At 58.9% G+C, this 16,575-nt stretch carries 17 protein-coding genes and 1 other RNA gene; 12 read left to right on the forward strand and 6 right to left on the reverse strand.

Features of this window, described 5'->3' with window-relative positions; genetic code table 11:
• The 4 genes from QMM04_RS14125 to QMM04_RS14140 form a co-directional block, all read left to right on the forward strand.
• Positions 1-209: HU family DNA-binding protein (locus tag QMM04_RS14125; RefSeq protein WP_282996388.1), on the forward strand; the 209-nt coding region annotated here is incomplete at its 5' end.
• Positions 210-446: 237 nt separating this feature from the next.
• Positions 447-2,315, forward strand: a complete 1,869-nt coding sequence (gene ppiD, locus QMM04_RS14130) for a peptidylprolyl isomerase (RefSeq protein ID WP_282996389.1) — start codon at positions 447-449, stop codon at positions 2,313-2,315.
• Positions 2,316-2,454: 139 nt separating this feature from the next.
• Complete coding sequence (locus tag QMM04_RS14135) at positions 2,455-2,778, forward strand: helix-hairpin-helix domain-containing protein (protein ID WP_282996390.1); 324 nt, start codon at positions 2,455-2,457, stop codon at positions 2,776-2,778.
• Positions 2,779-2,879: 101 nt separating this feature from the next.
• Positions 2,880-3,287 (forward strand): YbgC/FadM family acyl-CoA thioesterase, encoded by a 408-nt coding sequence (locus QMM04_RS14140; RefSeq protein WP_058769390.1) that lies wholly within the window; start codon positions 2,880-2,882, stop codon positions 3,285-3,287.
• A gap of 44 nt (positions 3,288-3,331) precedes the next feature.
• Here QMM04_RS14140 and queC read toward each other — a convergent pair whose 3' ends face one another.
• Complete coding sequence (queC, locus tag QMM04_RS14145; RefSeq protein ID WP_282996391.1) at positions 3,332-4,027, reverse strand: 7-cyano-7-deazaguanine synthase QueC; 696 nt, start codon at positions 4,025-4,027, stop codon at positions 3,332-3,334.
• Positions 4,028-4,053: 26 nt separating this feature from the next.
• Complete coding sequence (locus tag QMM04_RS14150) at positions 4,054-5,769, reverse strand: SgrR family transcriptional regulator (protein ID WP_282996392.1); 1,716 nt, start codon at positions 5,767-5,769, stop codon at positions 4,054-4,056.
• 93 nt (positions 5,770-5,862) lie between these two features.
• Here QMM04_RS14150 and cof point away from each other — a divergent pair, with 93 nt between their 5' ends.
• Entirely contained in the window at positions 5,863-6,684 is an 822-nt protein-coding gene (cof, locus tag QMM04_RS14155; protein WP_278427360.1) for an HMP-PP phosphatase, read from the forward strand.
• Between the two features lie 34 nt (positions 6,685-6,718).
• Here the strand turns inward: cof and QMM04_RS14160 are convergent, their stop codons facing one another.
• Positions 6,719-7,753, reverse strand: coding sequence for a PLP-dependent cysteine synthase family protein (locus tag QMM04_RS14160; RefSeq protein ID WP_021507195.1), 1,035 nt, complete (start codon positions 7,751-7,753; stop codon positions 6,719-6,721).
• Positions 7,754-7,868: 115 nt separating this feature from the next.
• On the opposite strand from QMM04_RS14160, the gene QMM04_RS14165 reads away from it, so the two are divergent.
• The 5 genes from QMM04_RS14165 (at position 7,869) to amtB (ending at position 13,813) form a co-directional block, all read left to right on the forward strand.
• The gene (locus QMM04_RS14165) at positions 7,869-8,330 is read left to right on the forward strand and encodes an Lrp/AsnC family transcriptional regulator (protein WP_021507196.1); all 462 of its coding nucleotides are present in this window, start codon (positions 7,869-7,871) and stop codon (positions 8,328-8,330) included.
• A gap of 24 nt (positions 8,331-8,354) precedes the next feature.
• Positions 8,355-10,124, forward strand: a complete 1,770-nt coding sequence (locus QMM04_RS14170) for a SmdA family multidrug ABC transporter permease/ATP-binding protein (RefSeq protein WP_262256355.1) — start codon at positions 8,355-8,357, stop codon at positions 10,122-10,124.
• A complete protein-coding gene (locus QMM04_RS14175; protein WP_282996393.1) occupies positions 10,117-11,892 on the forward strand; it encodes a SmdB family multidrug efflux ABC transporter permease/ATP-binding protein in 1,776 nt (591 codons plus the stop codon). The genes QMM04_RS14170 and QMM04_RS14175 overlap by 8 nt, the downstream gene beginning before the upstream one ends.
• 259 nt (positions 11,893-12,151) lie before the next feature.
• The gene (glnK, locus tag QMM04_RS14180; protein ID WP_007886947.1) at positions 12,152-12,490 is read left to right on the forward strand and encodes a P-II family nitrogen regulator; all 339 of its coding nucleotides are present in this window, start codon (positions 12,152-12,154) and stop codon (positions 12,488-12,490) included.
• 33 nt (positions 12,491-12,523) lie between these two features.
• Complete coding sequence (gene amtB, locus QMM04_RS14185; RefSeq protein WP_282996394.1) at positions 12,524-13,813, forward strand: ammonium transporter AmtB; 1,290 nt, start codon at positions 12,524-12,526, stop codon at positions 13,811-13,813.
• Between the two features lie 72 nt (positions 13,814-13,885).
• Here amtB and tesB read toward each other — a convergent pair whose 3' ends face one another.
• Positions 13,886-14,749 carry an acyl-CoA thioesterase II gene (tesB, locus tag QMM04_RS14190; protein ID WP_058757950.1) on the reverse strand — a complete coding sequence of 288 codons (864 nt, stop codon included), beginning with the start codon at positions 14,747-14,749 and terminating at the stop codon, positions 13,886-13,888.
• A 203-nt stretch (positions 14,750-14,952) separates the two neighbouring features.
• Here tesB and QMM04_RS14195 point away from each other — a divergent pair, with 203 nt between their 5' ends.
• Complete coding sequence (locus tag QMM04_RS14195) at positions 14,953-15,510, forward strand: YbaY family lipoprotein (protein ID WP_021507201.1); 558 nt, start codon at positions 14,953-14,955, stop codon at positions 15,508-15,510.
• Positions 15,511-15,677: 167 nt separating this feature from the next.
• On the opposite strand, the gene QMM04_RS14200 is transcribed toward QMM04_RS14195, so the two are convergent.
• The gene (locus QMM04_RS14200; RefSeq protein WP_021507202.1) at positions 15,678-15,989 is read right to left on the reverse strand and encodes an MGMT family protein; all 312 of its coding nucleotides are present in this window, start codon (positions 15,987-15,989) and stop codon (positions 15,678-15,680) included.
• A 176-nt stretch (positions 15,990-16,165) separates the two neighbouring features.
• Here QMM04_RS14200 and ffs point away from each other — a divergent pair.
• Positions 16,166-16,262: signal recognition particle sRNA small type (gene ffs, locus QMM04_RS14205), an RNA gene on the forward strand.
• A gap of 128 nt (positions 16,263-16,390) precedes the next feature.
• On the opposite strand, the gene QMM04_RS14210 is transcribed toward ffs, so the two are convergent.
• Entirely contained in the window at positions 16,391-16,573 is a 183-nt protein-coding gene (locus tag QMM04_RS14210; protein WP_282996395.1) for an Hha/YmoA family nucleoid-associated regulatory protein, read from the reverse strand.
• Positions 16,574-16,575 lie beyond the last annotated feature (2 nt).

Below are 16,575 nucleotides of genomic sequence, written 5' to 3' on the forward strand. Positions count from 1 at the left end.
GACGTGTGTTAGATGCATTCATGGGCTCCGTTTCTGACGCGCTGAAAGGCGGTGACGAAGTGGCACTGGTCGGTTTCGGTACCTTCTCTGTACGCGAGCGTGCTGCCCGCACCGGCCGTAACCCACAAACCGGTAAAGAAATCACCATCCCGGCTGGTAAAGTACCGGGCTTCCGTGCAGGTAAAGCACTGAAAGACGCCGTCAATTAATGACCGCTGACCTGTCCATCGAAGCATTTTCTTCCATGGATTGAGGACGAAAAAGGCGTTCTCATGTAACATACGGGCACATCATTTTTGATGTGCCTTTTTTTATCTTGATGCGCGACTTTAGCCGCTGGCTTCAGTCTCCGCATGGTTGCCAGCTGCCAGCCTGAACCGCAGCTGCACGATGATGACATCGTGTCAGAGCTTTACATCCACACTACAGCGGAGTGTTGTCATACCATGATGGACAATTTACGCGCGGCGTCGAACCATGTCGTGCTCAAGATCATTCTGGGATTGATCATCCTGTCATTCGTACTGACCGGGGTGGGCAACTACCTGATTGGCGGTAACAGCGATTACGCTGCCAAAGTGAACGACCATGAAATTAGCCGCGGTGAGCTGGAACAGGCGTTTAACAACGAGCGCAACCGTCAGCAGCAGATGCTGGGCGACCAGTTCTCGCAGCTGGCCAGCAACGACGGCTACATGCAGCAGATGCGCCAGCAGGCGCTGTCACAGCTGATCGATCAGGCGCTGCTCGATCAGTACATCAAAGATCTGCACATTGGCATCAGCGACGATCAGGTGAAGCAGGCTATTTTCAATCAGCAGGCTTTCCAGACCAACGGTAAGTTCGACAACGCGAAATACAACGGCCTGATCGCCAGCATGGGTTTCAGTGCCGATCAGTACGCCGAAGCGCTGCGCAAGCAGCTGGCGACGCAGCAGCTGATTAACGCCATCGCCAATACCGACTTTATGCTGAAGGGTGAAACCAGCAAGCTGGTGGATCTGGTCTCGCAGCAGCGTGAGATTCGTCAGGCGGTGATTGACGTTAATGCGCTGGCCGCGAAACAAACCGCCAGCGACGACGAAATCAATCAGTATTACCAGCAGCATCAGAGCAGCTTTATGGCACCTGAGCAGTTCCGCGTCAGCTATATCAAAATGGATGCGGCCAGCCTGCAGGAGAACGCCAGCGAAGCGGATATTCAGAGCTGGTACGATCAGCACAAAGCCGACTATTCACAGCCGCAGCGCAACCGTTACAGCATCATTCAGACCAAAACCGAAGCCGATGCCAACGCGGTACTGGATGCGCTGAAAAAGGGCGAGGATTTCGCCACGCTGGCGAAGAGCAAATCTATCGACCCAATCTCTGCGCGTAAAGGCGGCGACATGGGCTGGCTGGAGCCGAACACCACGCCGGACGAACTGAAAAACGCCAACCTGACGCAGAAAGGTCAGCTGTCTGGCGTGATCAAGTCCTCAGTCGGTTTCCTGGTGGTGCGTCTGGACGATATCCAGCCAGAGCAGGTTAAACCGCTGGCGGAGGTGCACGATGCGGTGGCGGATAAAGTGAAGCAGGAAAAAGCCGTCGACGCCTTCTATAAGATGCAGCAGAAGGTGAGCGAAGCCGCCAGCAACGACAACGAATCCCTGGCGGGCGCCGCACAGGCATCTGGCCTGAAAGTGGTGGAAACGGGCTGGATCACCCGCGATAACGTGCCGGCCGATCTCGATTTCGATGCGGTTAAACAGGCGATCTTCAACGGTGGCCTGACCGGTCAGAACGGCGCGCCGGGCAACAATTCTGACATCATCAGCGTCGATGGCGATCGGGCGTTTGTGTTGCGCATCAGCGAGCACAAACCGGAAGCGGTTAAACCGCTGGATCAGGTTAAAGCGCAGATTGCCGACAGTCTGAAGCATGACAAAGCGACGCAGCAGGCCAAAGCGCAGGCAGACAAACTGCTGACCGAGCTGAAAGCGGGCAAACAGGACGCGCTGCAGGCGGCTGGCATGACGCTGAGCGCCAGCAAAACCGTTGATCGCAACGCGCAGGATCCGGTGGCACAGGCCGCATTCAACCTGCCACAGCCAGCGGATAACAAGCCGTCGTGGGGTGTCAGCGAAGATATGCAGGGCAACGTGGTGCTGGTCGCGCTGGATAAGGTCAGCGCGGGCAACATGCCGCAGGCGCAGATCGACGAAATGGTGAAAGGCGTGACGCAAAACAACGCGCAGATTGCCTTTGAAGCGCTGCTGGAAAACCTGCGCAAAGAGGCGAAGATTAAGTACGGCGCCGCCGCACAAAACCAGTAAGCCTCACAAAAAAAGGTAAACTGCTGCAATACCGAAAGGCCGCTTCTGCGGCCTTTTCCATTTCTGATCATCGCCTTTTGAGTGGGTTTCTCGCTTGTGCCACCCTGCAGTGGCTGTCAAACACAAGGAGAAACACAGCATGGTTAAATCAACATTTCGTGCCTTTTGCATCACGCTGGCGCTGGGCGGCGCGTTCTGGACCAGCGGACTGGCGGCGGCGGAAAGCCCCAGTGAAACGCAGGCGACGCAGGTGTCCACGCCGCAGCCGGAACAGGTCAGCATCAATCAGGCCACGGCCGAGCAGCTGGCCGCCGCCATGAACGGTATTGGACTGAAAAAAGCGCAGGCAATTGTCAGCTATCGTGAGCAGTACGGGCCCTTCAGCGCCATCGAGCAGCTGAAAGAAGTACCGGGTATTGGCAGTGCGCTGGTGGAGCGCAACAGCGCGCGGCTGAAATTGTGAAGCGGCTCGCGACTCTGAAGGATTGCTAAAGCGGCCCATCAGGCTGTGCTATGCTCAACAGGTCCAACCAGTTGTCATTCACAGCCTGAACAGGAGCAATCATGCAAACCACCATCAAAGTGCGCGGCTATCATCTTGACGTCTATCAGCATGTGAACAATGCGCGCTACCTGGAATTTCTGGAAGAGGCGCGCTGGCAGTGGCTGGAAGATGCCGATGCCTTTCACTGGCTGCTGGAGCAGCAGCTGGCGTTTGTGGTGGTGAATATCAACATTAACTATCGTCGTCCGGCGGTGCTGGGCGACGTGCTGCACATTGAGAGCGAGGTCTCGCAGCTCAACGGCAAAAGCGGCATTATTTTACAGCGGGTGGTGCTGGCGGGTGATAACACGCTGGTGGCGGATGCGGCGCTGACCTTCGTCTGCATCGATTTGCGCACGCAAAAAACCGTGCCGCTGGAAGGGGAGTTACGTGAACGCCTGGCGGCATTGATGACCGCGCCTTCCTGAGCTGGCATGCCCTGACAGCACGCCAGTCCACAGCACGGCCAGGATCAGTGCAGGCCGCTTTTTTGCTTCATTGCCGCCATCACGCTGGCGGCATTGGCCTGGTAATCTGCCAGGCCGCGCGCGCGCAGGTGGCAGGCCGCGCACTCGCCACAGCCGTCGCCTTTAACGCCGTTGTAGCAGGTCAGCGTCTCCGAGCGGACCAGCGGCAGCTGCTGCCAGTAGTCCGCCAGCGCCCAGGTTTCCGCTTTATTCAGCCACATCAGCGGCGTTTCAAAACGCACGTCGCGCGCCATGCCGAGAGTGACGGCGTTGTTCAGCGCTTTGACAAACTCGTCACGGCAATCCGGGTAGCCGGAAAAATCGGTTTCACACACGCCGGTGATCACCGCTTCGGCTTCCACCTGATAGGCATAAATTGAGGCCAGCGTCAGAAACAGGATGTTACGCCCCGGGACAAAGGTGCTGGGCAGGCCGCTGGCCTGCGGATTGTAGGCCGGCACCGGAATGTTATCGCGCGTCAGGCTGCTGACCGCCAGTTCATTGAGCAGCGTTACGTCCAGCACTTTGTGCGCCCGCGCGCCCAGCTGGTGCGCCAGCTCTGCGGCGACGCTGATCTCTTCGCGATGGCGCTGACCATAATCAAAGGTCACGCAGTGCACTTCATCATACTGCTGCAGCGCCTGAATCAGACAGGTGGTGGAGTCTTGTCCGCCACTGAATACGACAACGGCTCGTTTCATATTTTCTTCCCCATAAATCAGTGCGCCTATGGTACTGACTCTGGCGCGGGCTGAACAGCACCGCCTGCGGCAGGCGGCGGGATCCAGGCGCGGGTGAAATCGAACCAGCCCATGCTGTTAAGCTGAATACCTTCGACGCCAGGCGGGGCAAACACCTGGTAGCGATAGTTAAACAGCGGCAGCAAATGGCCGTCGCGCATTAACCGCTGAAACAGCTGATGAATCGCGGCGCTGCGCAGTGCCGGGCTGGCCTGACGGGCGATAGCGTGCAGCGGTGCCTGCAGTACCGCCGGACGCAGCGGTTGCCAGGCCGCATCATTTTCCAGCCAGTTCACCAGGGTAAACTGCGGCGCATCACCAATCAAACGGTCGCCCATGATGATGTCGGCGTCACTCAGATCGATGTCGTCGCGCCAGCTTTTGACGTCGTGAAATACGCAGGTGAGGGTACAGCCCTGTGCCGCCAGCAGCGGCACCAGCGCCTGCGCCATGACGTGCAGTTCGATGGGCAGGTGATAATGCAGCGTCAGCGTCGCGGGCAATGTGCCTTCCGGGCGGTGTGGGGCGGGCAGCGGCCAGCCGGGCAGCAGCTCTGCGGTTGGCGTAATTAAGCCTTCATCCAGCGGCAGCTGCTGAATGACGCCGCTGTGCTGAATCAGCGCGAGCAGCGTTTTGGCCTGCGCCTGGCTGAAGCGAGCCGAGAAACGCGGCGCCAGATAACAGAAACCGAGACTGATGCTGCGATCCACCGGCCGCAGCGTGTCCAGCTCGTCGGGATCGCCAATGGCGATCTGCACCGGATGGCGACAGCTGGTGCCCAGCCCGCGATCGAACAGCTGCGGCGTAATCCAGTATTCCACCACCTGAATCAGCGGACGCTGATGGTGCCAGCGCGCATGGCTCTCCAGCCGCACCAGCTCGCGGGTAAAGTGCGTCAGGCGCCACGGTCCGCTGCCGGTATCGGCATGTTCCGGATGCGGCAGCAGGCAAAACTGATGCGCCAGCCGCTGCGGCAGCCAGTAATCGCTGGTGCGCAGCCGGATACGCAGCGCCAGCGGATGTGGCGCATCGATGTGTTCCACCGCCGCCAGCAGACGGCCGCCCTGCGGCGTCTGCATGATACGTTGCAACTGCTGGACCAGCTGTGCCGCCTGCACCGGTTCGTCGTTGTGCCAGCTGAGCAGCGGCCGCAGCCAGAAATACCATTCGCGGCCCTGCGCATCGTATTGCCAGTGATGTGCCAGATCGCCCTCGACATCATCCGCGTTAAAGCGCGTCAGGCCGGAAAAAATCTGGCGTACCAGATGCTGCTCGGCGCGTCCGGTGAGCTGCAGCGGATCCAGCGCCTCCATCGCGCGATAATAGGGAATGCGCAGCACCGGTGCCTGGTTCTGCCACTGGCCGCCCATCAGTGGGCGCAGCATTTTCACCAGCCGTTCAGGCGCGACATCCAGCACCTGCAACGCCTGTACCGCTTCACCGGCTGCCAGCTGCTGGCTGAGCAATTGCTGACGCAGCTGTTCGGGAGAGAGCAGAAAGCGCAGTTCGCCCTGTTTGCCGCGTCCCGCTTCGCCTTGCCACTGCAGCCAGCCCGCCTGCTGCCACTGGCGCAGCAGGGTGCGCACATGGCGCTCACTGCAAAAACAGTGCTGCGCCATGGTAGCAACGCTGGTGCGCTGCGCTTCGCCCTGGCTAAGCTGCCACAGGCGCTGAAACTGATTAACCCGATGAAGCTGTCGCATGATTAAACCCGGAACAGTTTTTTGAAAGTATTCACTATTAGTTCCGTAATTACCAGGCGATAGTAAACCCCTCATTCAGACCGGAGAGTTGCTATGGCCCGCCTCGCGGCATTTGATATGGACGGTACACTGCTGCTACCTACCCACCGTTTAGGTGCGGAGACGCTGCAGAGCCTCAACGCCTTACACCAGCGTGGCGTTACACTGGCGTTTGCCACGGGGCGTCACCTGCTGGATATGCAGGCAGTACGCCAGCAGATCACCTTGCCCGCCTGGCTGATCACCGGTAACGGCACGCGCATTCACGATGTCGAGGGCAGGCAGCTGTATGGCTGTGATCTGGCGCCATCGGTGGCGGAAGAGGTGTTGCACAGTCACTGGCAAACTCCTGCATCGATCCACATCTTTAATGACGAAGGCTGGTTTACCGATAAACCGCTCCCGGGATTGCTGGAAGCGCACGCGATGAGCGGGTTTCACTATCAGTTGCGTGATTTGCGCCGCATGCCGGCACATGAAGTCACCAAGATCTGCTTTATCGCGCCGTATGAGATGCTGCTGGCGCTGAAGATTGAACTGCAACAGGCGCTTGGCGATCGCGCCAGCCTGTGCTTCTCCGCCAGGGAGTGTCTGGAAGTTTTACCGGTGGATTGCCACAAAGGCGCCGCGCTGGCGCGGCTGTGCCAGCATCTGTCGCTGCCGCTGGCGGATTGCATGGCATTTGGCGATGCGATGAACGACCGCGAAATGCTGGAGCGCGTCGGGCGCGGTTTTATCATGGGCAATGCCATGCATCAGCTGAAAACCTCGCTGCCGCATTTACCGATTATTGGCCATTGCGAGACACAGGCGGTGTCTCATTACTTAAATCACTGGATGACCACACCACACCTCGATTATTCCCCCGAATGCTGAGGCTTACAGTGAACCGGACAGGATGTCCGGTTTTTTATTGCAGCTCGCGCTGCCACGCCTGAATATCGCCGATCTGCTCAGCGACCCACTGCGGATTGTAATAGGTATCCGGATAGCGCTCGCCGCTGTCGCACAGCAGCGTGACCAGCGCGGCGGATTGCCCCTGCGCGCGCAGCCGTTTTGCCACCTGCAGCATGCCCCAGAAATTGGTGCCGGTAGAGGCGCCCGGACGCCGGCCGAGAATCTGCTCCAGCCTTAGCATGGCCGCCACGGTGGCGCCATCGGGCACTTTCATCATTTCGTCAATCACATCCGGTAAAAACGACGGCTCAACGCGCGGGCGACCAATCCCCTCAATCAGGCTGCCACGCTCGCTGCGCAGTGTGCGATCGCGGCTGTGCCAGTAATCGAAAAACACCGAGTGTTGCGGATCGACCACCAGCAGGCGCGTGTCGTGGCCCTGATAGCGAATGTAGCGCCCCAGCGTAGCCGAGGTGCCGCCGGTGCCGGCACTCATGATCAGGGTGTGCGGCACCGGGAAAGGTTCATGCGCCATCTGGCGGAAAATGCTTTCGGCAATATTGTTGTTGCCGCGCCAGTCGGTGGCGCGTTCGGCGTAGGTAAACTGATCCATAAAATGGCCGTTGAGTTCACGTGCCAGGCGCTCGGATTCGCTGTACAGCTGGCACGGATCGGCGACGAAGTGGCACTCCCCGCCGTAAAAGCGGATCAGCTCGATTTTGCGCCGCGCAGTGCTGGCTGGCATCACGGCGATAAACGGCAGGCCGAGCAGACGGGCAAAATAGGCTTCCGACACCGCGGTGCTGCCGGAGGAGGCTTCGATGATCGGCGTGTTTTCTCCAATCCAGCCATTGGCCAGACCATAGAGAAACAGCGAACGCGCCAGGCGATGTTTCAGGCTGCCGCTTGGATGGGTGCTTTCATCCTTAAGATAAAAGCGAATGCCGGGGAAATCGTCCAGCGTAAAACGGATCAGGTGCGTATCAGCGGAGCGCTGAAAGTCGGCGTTAATTTCATTGATAGCGTGGCGAACCCAGGGCGTTTGCATGGTGCGATTCCGGCAGCGAGATTGCGCTCAGTGTAAGGCACTGGCAGGAAAAAGAGGTTGCTAAAAGTTGGTTATAATTGGCAAATAAGAGAAAATTTTTCTCCTGAGGTGGCGAATGCTAGATAAAACTGACCGCACACTGCTGGCGCTGCTGCAAAAAGACTGCACGCTGTCACTGCAGGCGCTGGCCGATGCGGTGAATCTCACCACCACGCCGTGCTGGAAACGCCTGAAAAAGCTGGAAGATGATGGCATTATTCGGGCGCGCGTCGCGTTGCTGGATGGGGAAAAGCTCGGCCTGTCGCTCACCGCCTTTATGCTGATCAAAACCCAGCAGCACAGCAGCGACTGGTTTCAGCAGTTTGTCGCGGTGGTACAGCAGATGCCGGAAGTGATGGCCTTTTACCGCATGGCGGGCGAGTACGACTACCTGCTGCGCATTCAGGTGGCCGATATGAAGAGCTACGACGCGTTTTACAAGCGTCTGGTTAACGGCGTGCCGGGGCTGATTGACGTCACCTCCAGCTTCGCTATGGAAGAGATTAAATACACCACCGCCTTGCCGGTAGCGCCCTGAACGGGCATCACAAGAGATTGTTTTGTGCGATTATTCAGCCAGTTAAGTTGGTATTTTTTGCGCGAGTGGCGGCGCTATCTGGGCGCCATCAGCTTGCTGATTATCATTGCGCTGCTGCAGCTGCTGCCTCCGCATCTGGTCGGCGTGATTGTCGACGGCGTGACCCAGCACAGCCTGACGCGCGGCGAAATTTTTCTGTGGATCGGCGTGATGCTGGTGACCGCAGTGATTGTCTATTTGCTGCGCTACGTCTGGCGTGTGCTGCTGTTCGGCGCCTCTTACCAGCTGGCGGTAGAGCTGCGCGAAGACTTTTACCGCCAGCTTAGCCGCCAGCATCCGGCGTTTTACCTGCGCCACCGTACCGGCGATCTGATCGCGCGCGCGACCAACGATGTCGATCGCGTGGTGTTTGCCGCGGGTGAGGGGGTGCTGACGCTGGTGGATTCGCTGGTGATGGGGCTGGTCGTGCTGGCGGTAATGAGCGTGCAGATCAGCTGGGAGCTGACGCTGCTGGCGCTGATTCCCATGCCGATTATGGCGCTGGTGATCCAGAAAGACGGCGCGCGCCTGCATCAGCGCTTCAAAGTGGCGCAGGCGGCGTTCTCCAGCCTGAACGATCAAACGCAGGAGAGCCTGACCAGCATCCGCATGATCAAAGCCTTTGGCCTGGAAGATCATCAGTCGAGCCAGTTTGCCGATATCGCCAGCGACACCGGCCGCAAAAATCTGCACGTGGCGCGCGTCGATGCGCGCTTCGATCCCATCATTTATATCGCCGTGGGCTTTTCGAATTTGCTGGCGATTGGCGGTGGCGGCTGGATGGTGTGGCACGGTTCACTGACGCTCGGGCAGCTCACCAGCTTCGTCATGTACTTAGGGCTGATGATTTGGCCGATGCTGGCGCTGGCGTGGATGATTAACATCGTTGAGCGCGGCAGCGCGGCGTGGAGCCGCATTCGCGCGCTGCTGGCGGAAGCGCCTGCGGTTGAGGATGGTCAGCAGCCACTGCCGGCGGATGCGGGCGTGCTGCAGGTGGCGATCCGCGCCTTCCACTATCCGGCGAGCAGCGCGCCGGTGCTGAGCAACGTGCATTTCCAGCTACAACCGGGGCAGATGCTTGGGCTGTGCGGGCCTACCGGCTGCGGCAAAAGCACGCTGCTGAGCCTGATTCAGCGCCATTTTGATATCGATCAGGGCGAGATTTGCTATCACGCCATTCCGCTACCGCAGCTGCGGCTGGACAGCTGGCGCAGCCGGCTGGCGGTGGTCAGCCAGACGCCGTTCCTGTTTTCCGATACCGTTGCGAATAACCTGGCGCTGGGTCGCCCGGAGGCAACGCAGGAAGAGATCGAGCGCGTGGCGCAGATGGCCTGCGTGCACGATGACATTCTGCGTCTGCCGCAGGGTTACGCTACCGAAGTAGGCGAGCGCGGCGTCATGCTCTCTGGCGGGCAGAAACAGCGCATCGCCATTGCGCGTGCGCTGTTGCTCAACGCGGAGATTCTGATCCTCGACGATGCGTTGTCGGCGGTTGATGGCCGTACCGAACATGAAATCCTGCATAACCTGCGCCAGTGGGGAAAAGGGCGCACGCTGATCATCAGCGCGCATCGGCTGTCGGCGCTGACCGAAGCCAGCGAGATTCTGGTATTGCAGCAGGGCGCAGTGGCACAGCGTGGCGATCACGATACGCTGGCGGCGCAGCCGGGCTGGTATCGCGATATGTATCGCTATCAGCAGCTGGAAGCCGCGCTGGATGAGGACGAGTCAGAACAGGGAGCCGACCATGGCTAAATCGCAACGCTTATGGCCAACGCTGAAACGCCTGCTGGCTTACGGTAAACCGTGGCGCAAATCGCTGTGGCTGGCCGTCGGCATGCTGTGGATCGCTGCCGCTGCCGAAGTCACCGGCCCGGTGCTGGTGAGCTATTTTATCGATAACCTGGTGGCTAAACACCAGATGCCGTGGGGCATCGTGGCCGGGCTGCTGGTGGGCTTTGTGCTGCTACAGCTGCTGGCAGCGGGTCTGCACTATTTCCAGGCGCTGCTGTTTAACCGCGCGGCGATTGGCGTTGTGCAGCAGCTGCGTGTCGACGTGATGAATGCGGCGCTGCGCCAGCCGCTCAGTGCCTTCGATACCCAGCCGGTAGGGCAGATTATTTCGCGCGTCACCAACGACACCGAAGTGATCAAAGATCTTTACGTCACGGTGGTGGCCACTGTGCTGCGCAGCGCTGCGCTGATTGGCGCGATGCTGGTGGCGATGTTTGCACTCGACTGGCGTATGGCGCTGGTGGCGCTGGTGATTTTCCCTCTGGTGTTAACGGTGATGCTGATCTATCAGCGCTACAGCACGCCGATTGCGCGCCGCGTACGTAGCTACCTGGCCGAGATCAATAATGGCTTCAACGAAGTGATTAACGGCATGAGTGTGATCCAGCAGTTTCGCCAGCAGGCGCGCTTCGGCGAGCGCATGGGCGAAGCCAGCCGTTCACACTATCTGGCGCGGATGGAGACGCTGCGGCTGGACGGCTTTCTGCTGCGTCCGCTGCTCAGCCTGTTTTCTGCACTGATTTTGTGCGGTCTGCTGATGCTGTTCAGCTTCGCCACGCCAGGCGTGTTTGAGGTTGGCGTGCTCTACGCCTTTATCACGTATCTTGGCCGCCTTAACGAGCCACTGATCGAACTCACCACGCAGCAGTCAATGCTGCAGCAGGCGGTGGTGTCGGGCGAGCGTATTTTTGAACTGATGGATGCGGCGCAGCAGGGCTACGGCAGTGACGCTCAGCCGCTGGCTTCCGGGCGTATCACCCTGCGCGATGTCAGCTTTGCCTACCGCGACAACCGCGACGTGCTCAGCCATATCAACCTCGAAGTGCCGGCGCGCGGCTTCGTGGCACTGGTCGGCCACACCGGCAGCGGCAAAAGCACCTTAGCCAATCTGCTGATGGGCTACTATCCGGTGACGCGTGGCAGCATTGAGCTGGATGGCCGCCCGCTGCGCCAGCTGACGCACGATGCGCTGCGCGGCAGCGTGGCGATGGTGCAACAGGATCCGGTGGTACTGGCCGATACGCTATTGGCCAACGTGCGCCTTGGACGCGATATCAGCGAAGAGGACGTGTGGCGCGCGCTGGAGAAGGTGCAGCTGGCATCGCTGGCCCGCGCGATGCGCGACGGCATTCATACCCGGCTCGGTGAGCAGGGGAACACGCTGTCGGTCGGGCAGAAACAGCTGCTGGCGCTGGCGCGCGTGCTGGTGTCGCTGCCGCAGATTCTGATCCTCGATGAGGCCACTGCCAATATCGACTCAGGCACCGAGCAGGCGATTCAGCAGGCGCTGCGCACGCTGCGTCAGCACAGCACGCTGGTGGTGATTGCTCACCGTCTTTCCACCATCACCGAAGCGGATCAGATTCTGGTGCTGCACCGTGGTCAGGTGGTCGAACGCGGCACACACACCGAACTGCTGGCGCAGCAGGGCCGTTACTGGCAGATGTACCAGCTGCAGCAGGCCGGCGATGAACTCGCGGCGGGCATACCCGCAACGGCAGAGGGGTGATTTGCACCTTTTTTGCGCAGATTTATCGGAATGTTCTGTATTGATGCACTCCTTTGAGGCCGCAAGCACCAAAGGAGTGCAGTAAAGTCCCACCTTTCTGTTTTTCCGAATGAAAACCTTGCCCGTTACGCCATACCGGAGCGCGATACTCTGCGCCCGGCAGCCTTAGCGACCACTTTTGCCATTTGTGGCACAGCCTTTGCTTAACTCTCTGCGTGTCCGCGAAGACTCACCTATTTTTATATCCGGAGGGGAACGTATGAAGCTGGTTACCGTGGTAATCAAACCATTTAAGCTGGAGGACGTGCGTGAAGCCTTATCCTCCATTGGCATTCAGGGATTGACTGTTACCGAAGTGAAGGGTTTTGGTCGCCAGAAAGGTCACGCAGAGCTTTATCGCGGTGCCGAGTACAGCGTGAACTTCCTGCCAAAAGTAAAAATTGATATCGCGATTGCGGACGATCAACTCGATGAAGTGGTGGATGTCATCAGCAAAGCCGCTTACACCGGCAAAATTGGCGACGGCAAAATCTTCGTCGCAGAACTGCAGCGCGTTATTCGTATTCGTACCGGCGAGACCGACGAAGCAGCACTGTAACTGGGGCTCTGAATTGTGATGGGATGGAAAGAAATGAATAAAGTAATGACTAAGTTGGGCCTCACCAGCCTGGCGCTGTTACCGTCTCTTGCGATGGCAGCTGCGCCTGCCGTAGCGGATAAAGCCGATAACGCGTTTATGATGATTTGTACCGCGCTGGTACTGTTCATGACAATTCCCGGCATTGCCCTGTTTTACGGCGGCCTGATTCGCGGCAAAAACGTGCTGTCGATGCTGACGCAGGTCGCGGTGACGTTCGCGTTAGTGTGCGTACTGTGGATCGTCTACGGCTACTCGCTGGCGTTCAGCGAAGGCAATGCCTTCTTCGGTAACTTCCAGTGGGCAATGCTGAAAAATATCGAGCTGAAAGCGGTGATGGGCAGCTTCTATCAGTACATTCACGTGGCGTTCCAGGCTTCCTTCGCCTGTATCACCGTGGGGCTGATTGTTGGTTCGCTGGCTGAGCGTATTCGCTTCTCGGCGGTACTGATTTTCGTGCTGGTGTGGCTGACGCTGGCCTATCTGCCTATCGCACATATGGTGTGGGCTGGCGGCTTCCTGGCACAGGATGGCGCGCTGGACTTCGCTGGCGGTACCGTGGTGCACATCAACGCCGCCGTTGCCGGTCTGGTTGGTGCTTACCTGGTAGGCAAGCGTGCTGGCTTCGGTAAAGAAGCGTTCAAACCGCATAACCTGCCGATGGTGTTTACCGGTACCGCGATTCTGTACGTTGGCTGGTTCGGCTTCAACGCCGGCTCTGCGTCTTCCGCTAACGAAATCGCGGCGCTGGCCTTCCTGAATACCGTGGTGGCCACTGCGGGTGCCGTGCTGTCGTGGGTGTTCGGTGAGTGGGCGCTGCGCGGTAAGCCTTCACTGCTGGGTGCGTCTTCTGGCTTCATCGCCGGTCTGGTTGCCATCACGCCAGCCTGTGGTTATGTCGGCGTCGGCGGCGCACTGATTATCGGTCTGGCCGGTGGCCTGGCAGGTATCTGGGGTGTGACCACGCTGAAGAAATGGCTGCGCGTGGATGACCCGTGCGACGTGTTCGGTGTGCACGGCGTGTGCGGTATCCTCGGTTGTGTCCTGACCGGCGTGTTTGCCTCCTCGTCACTGGGCGGCGTGGGCTACGCAGAAGGCGTGACCATGGGCCATCAGGTTTGGGTTCAGCTGTTCAGCTGCGGCGTGACCATTGTCTGGTCAGGTGTTGTCGCCTTCATCGGCTTCAAACTGGCGGATATGATCGTTGGCCTGCGTGTTCCAGAAGATCAGGAACGTGAAGGTCTGGATGTGAACAGCCACGGCGAGAACGCTTACAACCAGTAAGTGCCGGCTGGCAGAAGAGCAGTGCGCTATAACTATAATGATGAGGAAGGGGCGAGATAATCGCCCCTTTTTTTATGCTTCGCGCTGACGCATCACCCCTTCCTGCACCGTCGTCGCCACCAGCGTGCCGTCCTGGCTGAAGAACTCACCGCGCACGAAGCCGCGCGCGCCGGACGCTGAAGTGCTTACCACGCTGTACAGGAGCCACTCCGAGAGATCGAATGGACGGTGGAACCACATGGAGTGGTCAATCGTCGCCACCTGCATATCCGGCTCAAGGAAGCCTTTGCCATGCGGCTGCAGCGCGACTGGCAGAAAGTTGAGATCGGAAGCGTAGCCCAGCAGATATTGATGAATGCGGCGATCGTCCGGCAGCTGGCCATTGGCACGCACCCAGACCTGGCGCAGCGGCTCATCAACGTGGCCTTTCAGCGGATTGTGGATCTGCACCGGACGGATATCCAGCGGGCGCTCGGCGAGGAATTTTTCTTTCAGCTTGAGCGGCAGGTGCGCAGCCAGTCGGTGGGCGAGATCCTGCTCGGAGGGCAGGTTATCGGGTCCCGGCACCTGCGGCATGCTGTTCTGATGCTCGAAGCCATTTTCCGGTGCCTGAAAGGAGGCGGTCATGTAGAAGATCGGCTGACCGTTTTGTACGGCGCTGACGCGGCGGGCGCTGAAGCTTTTGCCGTCGCGCAGGGTTTCCACATCGTAAATAATGGCTTTCTGGCTGTCGCCCGGGCGCAGAAAGTAGCTGTGGAAGGAGTGAATGATACGGGCTTCCGGCACGGTTTGTTTTGCCGCATACAGCGCCTGTCCCACCACCTGGCCGCCAAACACCTGGCGCAGGCCGAGATCTTCACTCTGGCCGCGAAACAGACCCTCTTCCAGTTTTTCCAGATTCAATAAATTAAGCAGGTTGTGCAGTGCCTGGCTCATAACGGATTCCTCAGTGATGCCAATGGCGTCAGTGTGAAAGATCCGACCAGTTTGCGCAACGCTTTTACCCGGTTTTCAGCAGGATGGCGGGGCTTCAGGCGCAAAGGGGATTTTTGTGCCAGAATTAACAGCAATCGGCGGTGGAAAACCCAGCCAATAAATTTACCGCCGACAATCATAGTGTTCATAAGGAGACGACATCGATGAAACTCTGGCATGTAATTAGCGGTATGACACTGGCGGTGGCAATCACAGGCTGTGCCGATCACAGTAAACCCGTGCCGACGCCAACTTTAGGCGCCAGCGTGGCCGGGCAGCCGTCGGCGATTGCCCAGCCGAACGTAAGCGGTTCCGTCTATATTCGCCAGCGTATTGCGCTGCCGCCGGATGCGGTGCTGACCGTGACGCTGGCCGATGCGTCACTGGCGGACGCGCCGTCCAAAGTGCTGTCACAGCGTGTGGTTCGCACCGAGGGCAAACAGGCACCGTTCCAGTTTGTGCTGCCCTTTAACCCGGCCGATATCCAGCCGAATGCACGCATTTTGCTGAGCGCAGCGATCACCATCGACGGCAAGCTGGCGTTTATTACCGATACGGTGAAACCGGTGATTAATCAGGGTGGAACGAAAGCGGAACTGCTGCTGGTACCGGTGACCAATATGGCGATGCCAACCCAGCCGGGCGCTGCTACCACCGTGCCTTCGACGTCGCCAACCCAGGTTACGCCGTCAGCCTCCGTGCCGGCACCAACCAGTCTGTAAGTTGAAACGGGAGACAGCGCGTTACGGAAGCTGCGCCAGAATGGCACTGCAGAAAGTAAAGGCGCTGTCTCGTCCCTGATCGCTCGGCACACGCCATCCCTGGCGTGTGACGCTTTACTTTCTGCAGTGTCATTCCCGCGCTTTAAAGGGAGTGCGGCCTGTCAGCATTAATACTCCCAGCGATACTTCGCCAGTTCAATTTCTCCTGCATCACTCACTTCAATACCTTCGGCTTCCAGCGCATCACGCTGACGAAAAAGATCATCGCCCTGCAGCGAAATACGACCATGACGATTAATCACGCGGAACCACGGCAGTTTACTGCCTGGCGGCAGGCGTCGCAGCACGCCGCCCACCTGACGTGCCGCGCGCGGTGAACCGGCCAGCAGCGCGACATCGCCGTAGGTTGTCACTTTACCGGCAGGAATAGCGGCAACAATTTGCCAGACGCGCTCGGAAAAATTGCTCTGTTCACTCACTGACGCACCTCGTCTGCGGGAAAAGCGCCACTTTAGCATGCGATTGCGGCTATCAGCAGGGTTTTGCCGCCGGCCTGTTCAAGAAACCAACGGTTGCCCGGCCTGCGCTTGCAATTGCCAGGGGCTTCCCCGATAATGCCAGCGCTCTCAACATGAGAGCTCGTCAATGGGGGCCCTGTTGGTTCTCCCGCAACGCTAACTTGTGAACTCGGTCAGGTCCGGAAGGAAGCAGCCGCAGCAGGCGACGCGTGTGCCGGGATGTAGCTGGCAGGGCCTCCACCATTTCTGCCCATGCAAAATCCCTGCGCGCAATGCGGCACAGCACCCTGTCGGCACTCCTTTGCCTGCCTGTCATCCGTGGAAATAAAGGTGAGTAACGAAACGACCTGCGGGGAGAAAACTTAGCGGACGTACTTCCAGACAGATCCGGGCACTTTGTCATAGAGCTTGTTCATGGTCAGCTCGGCCAGACGGTGATCGGCTGCGGAGTAGAATACCGCTAACTCATCATCGGGTAATTCATACTTGTTCTTTTCAATCACCCGTTCAAGGGTGTCAATTGAGCGACAACGACGCAGTCGCATCA

Source organism: Pantoea sp. Pa-EAmG (assembly GCF_030024295.1).
In the GTDB taxonomy this organism is placed as follows: Bacteria; Pseudomonadota; Gammaproteobacteria; order Enterobacterales; family Enterobacteriaceae; genus Pantoea; species Pantoea dispersa.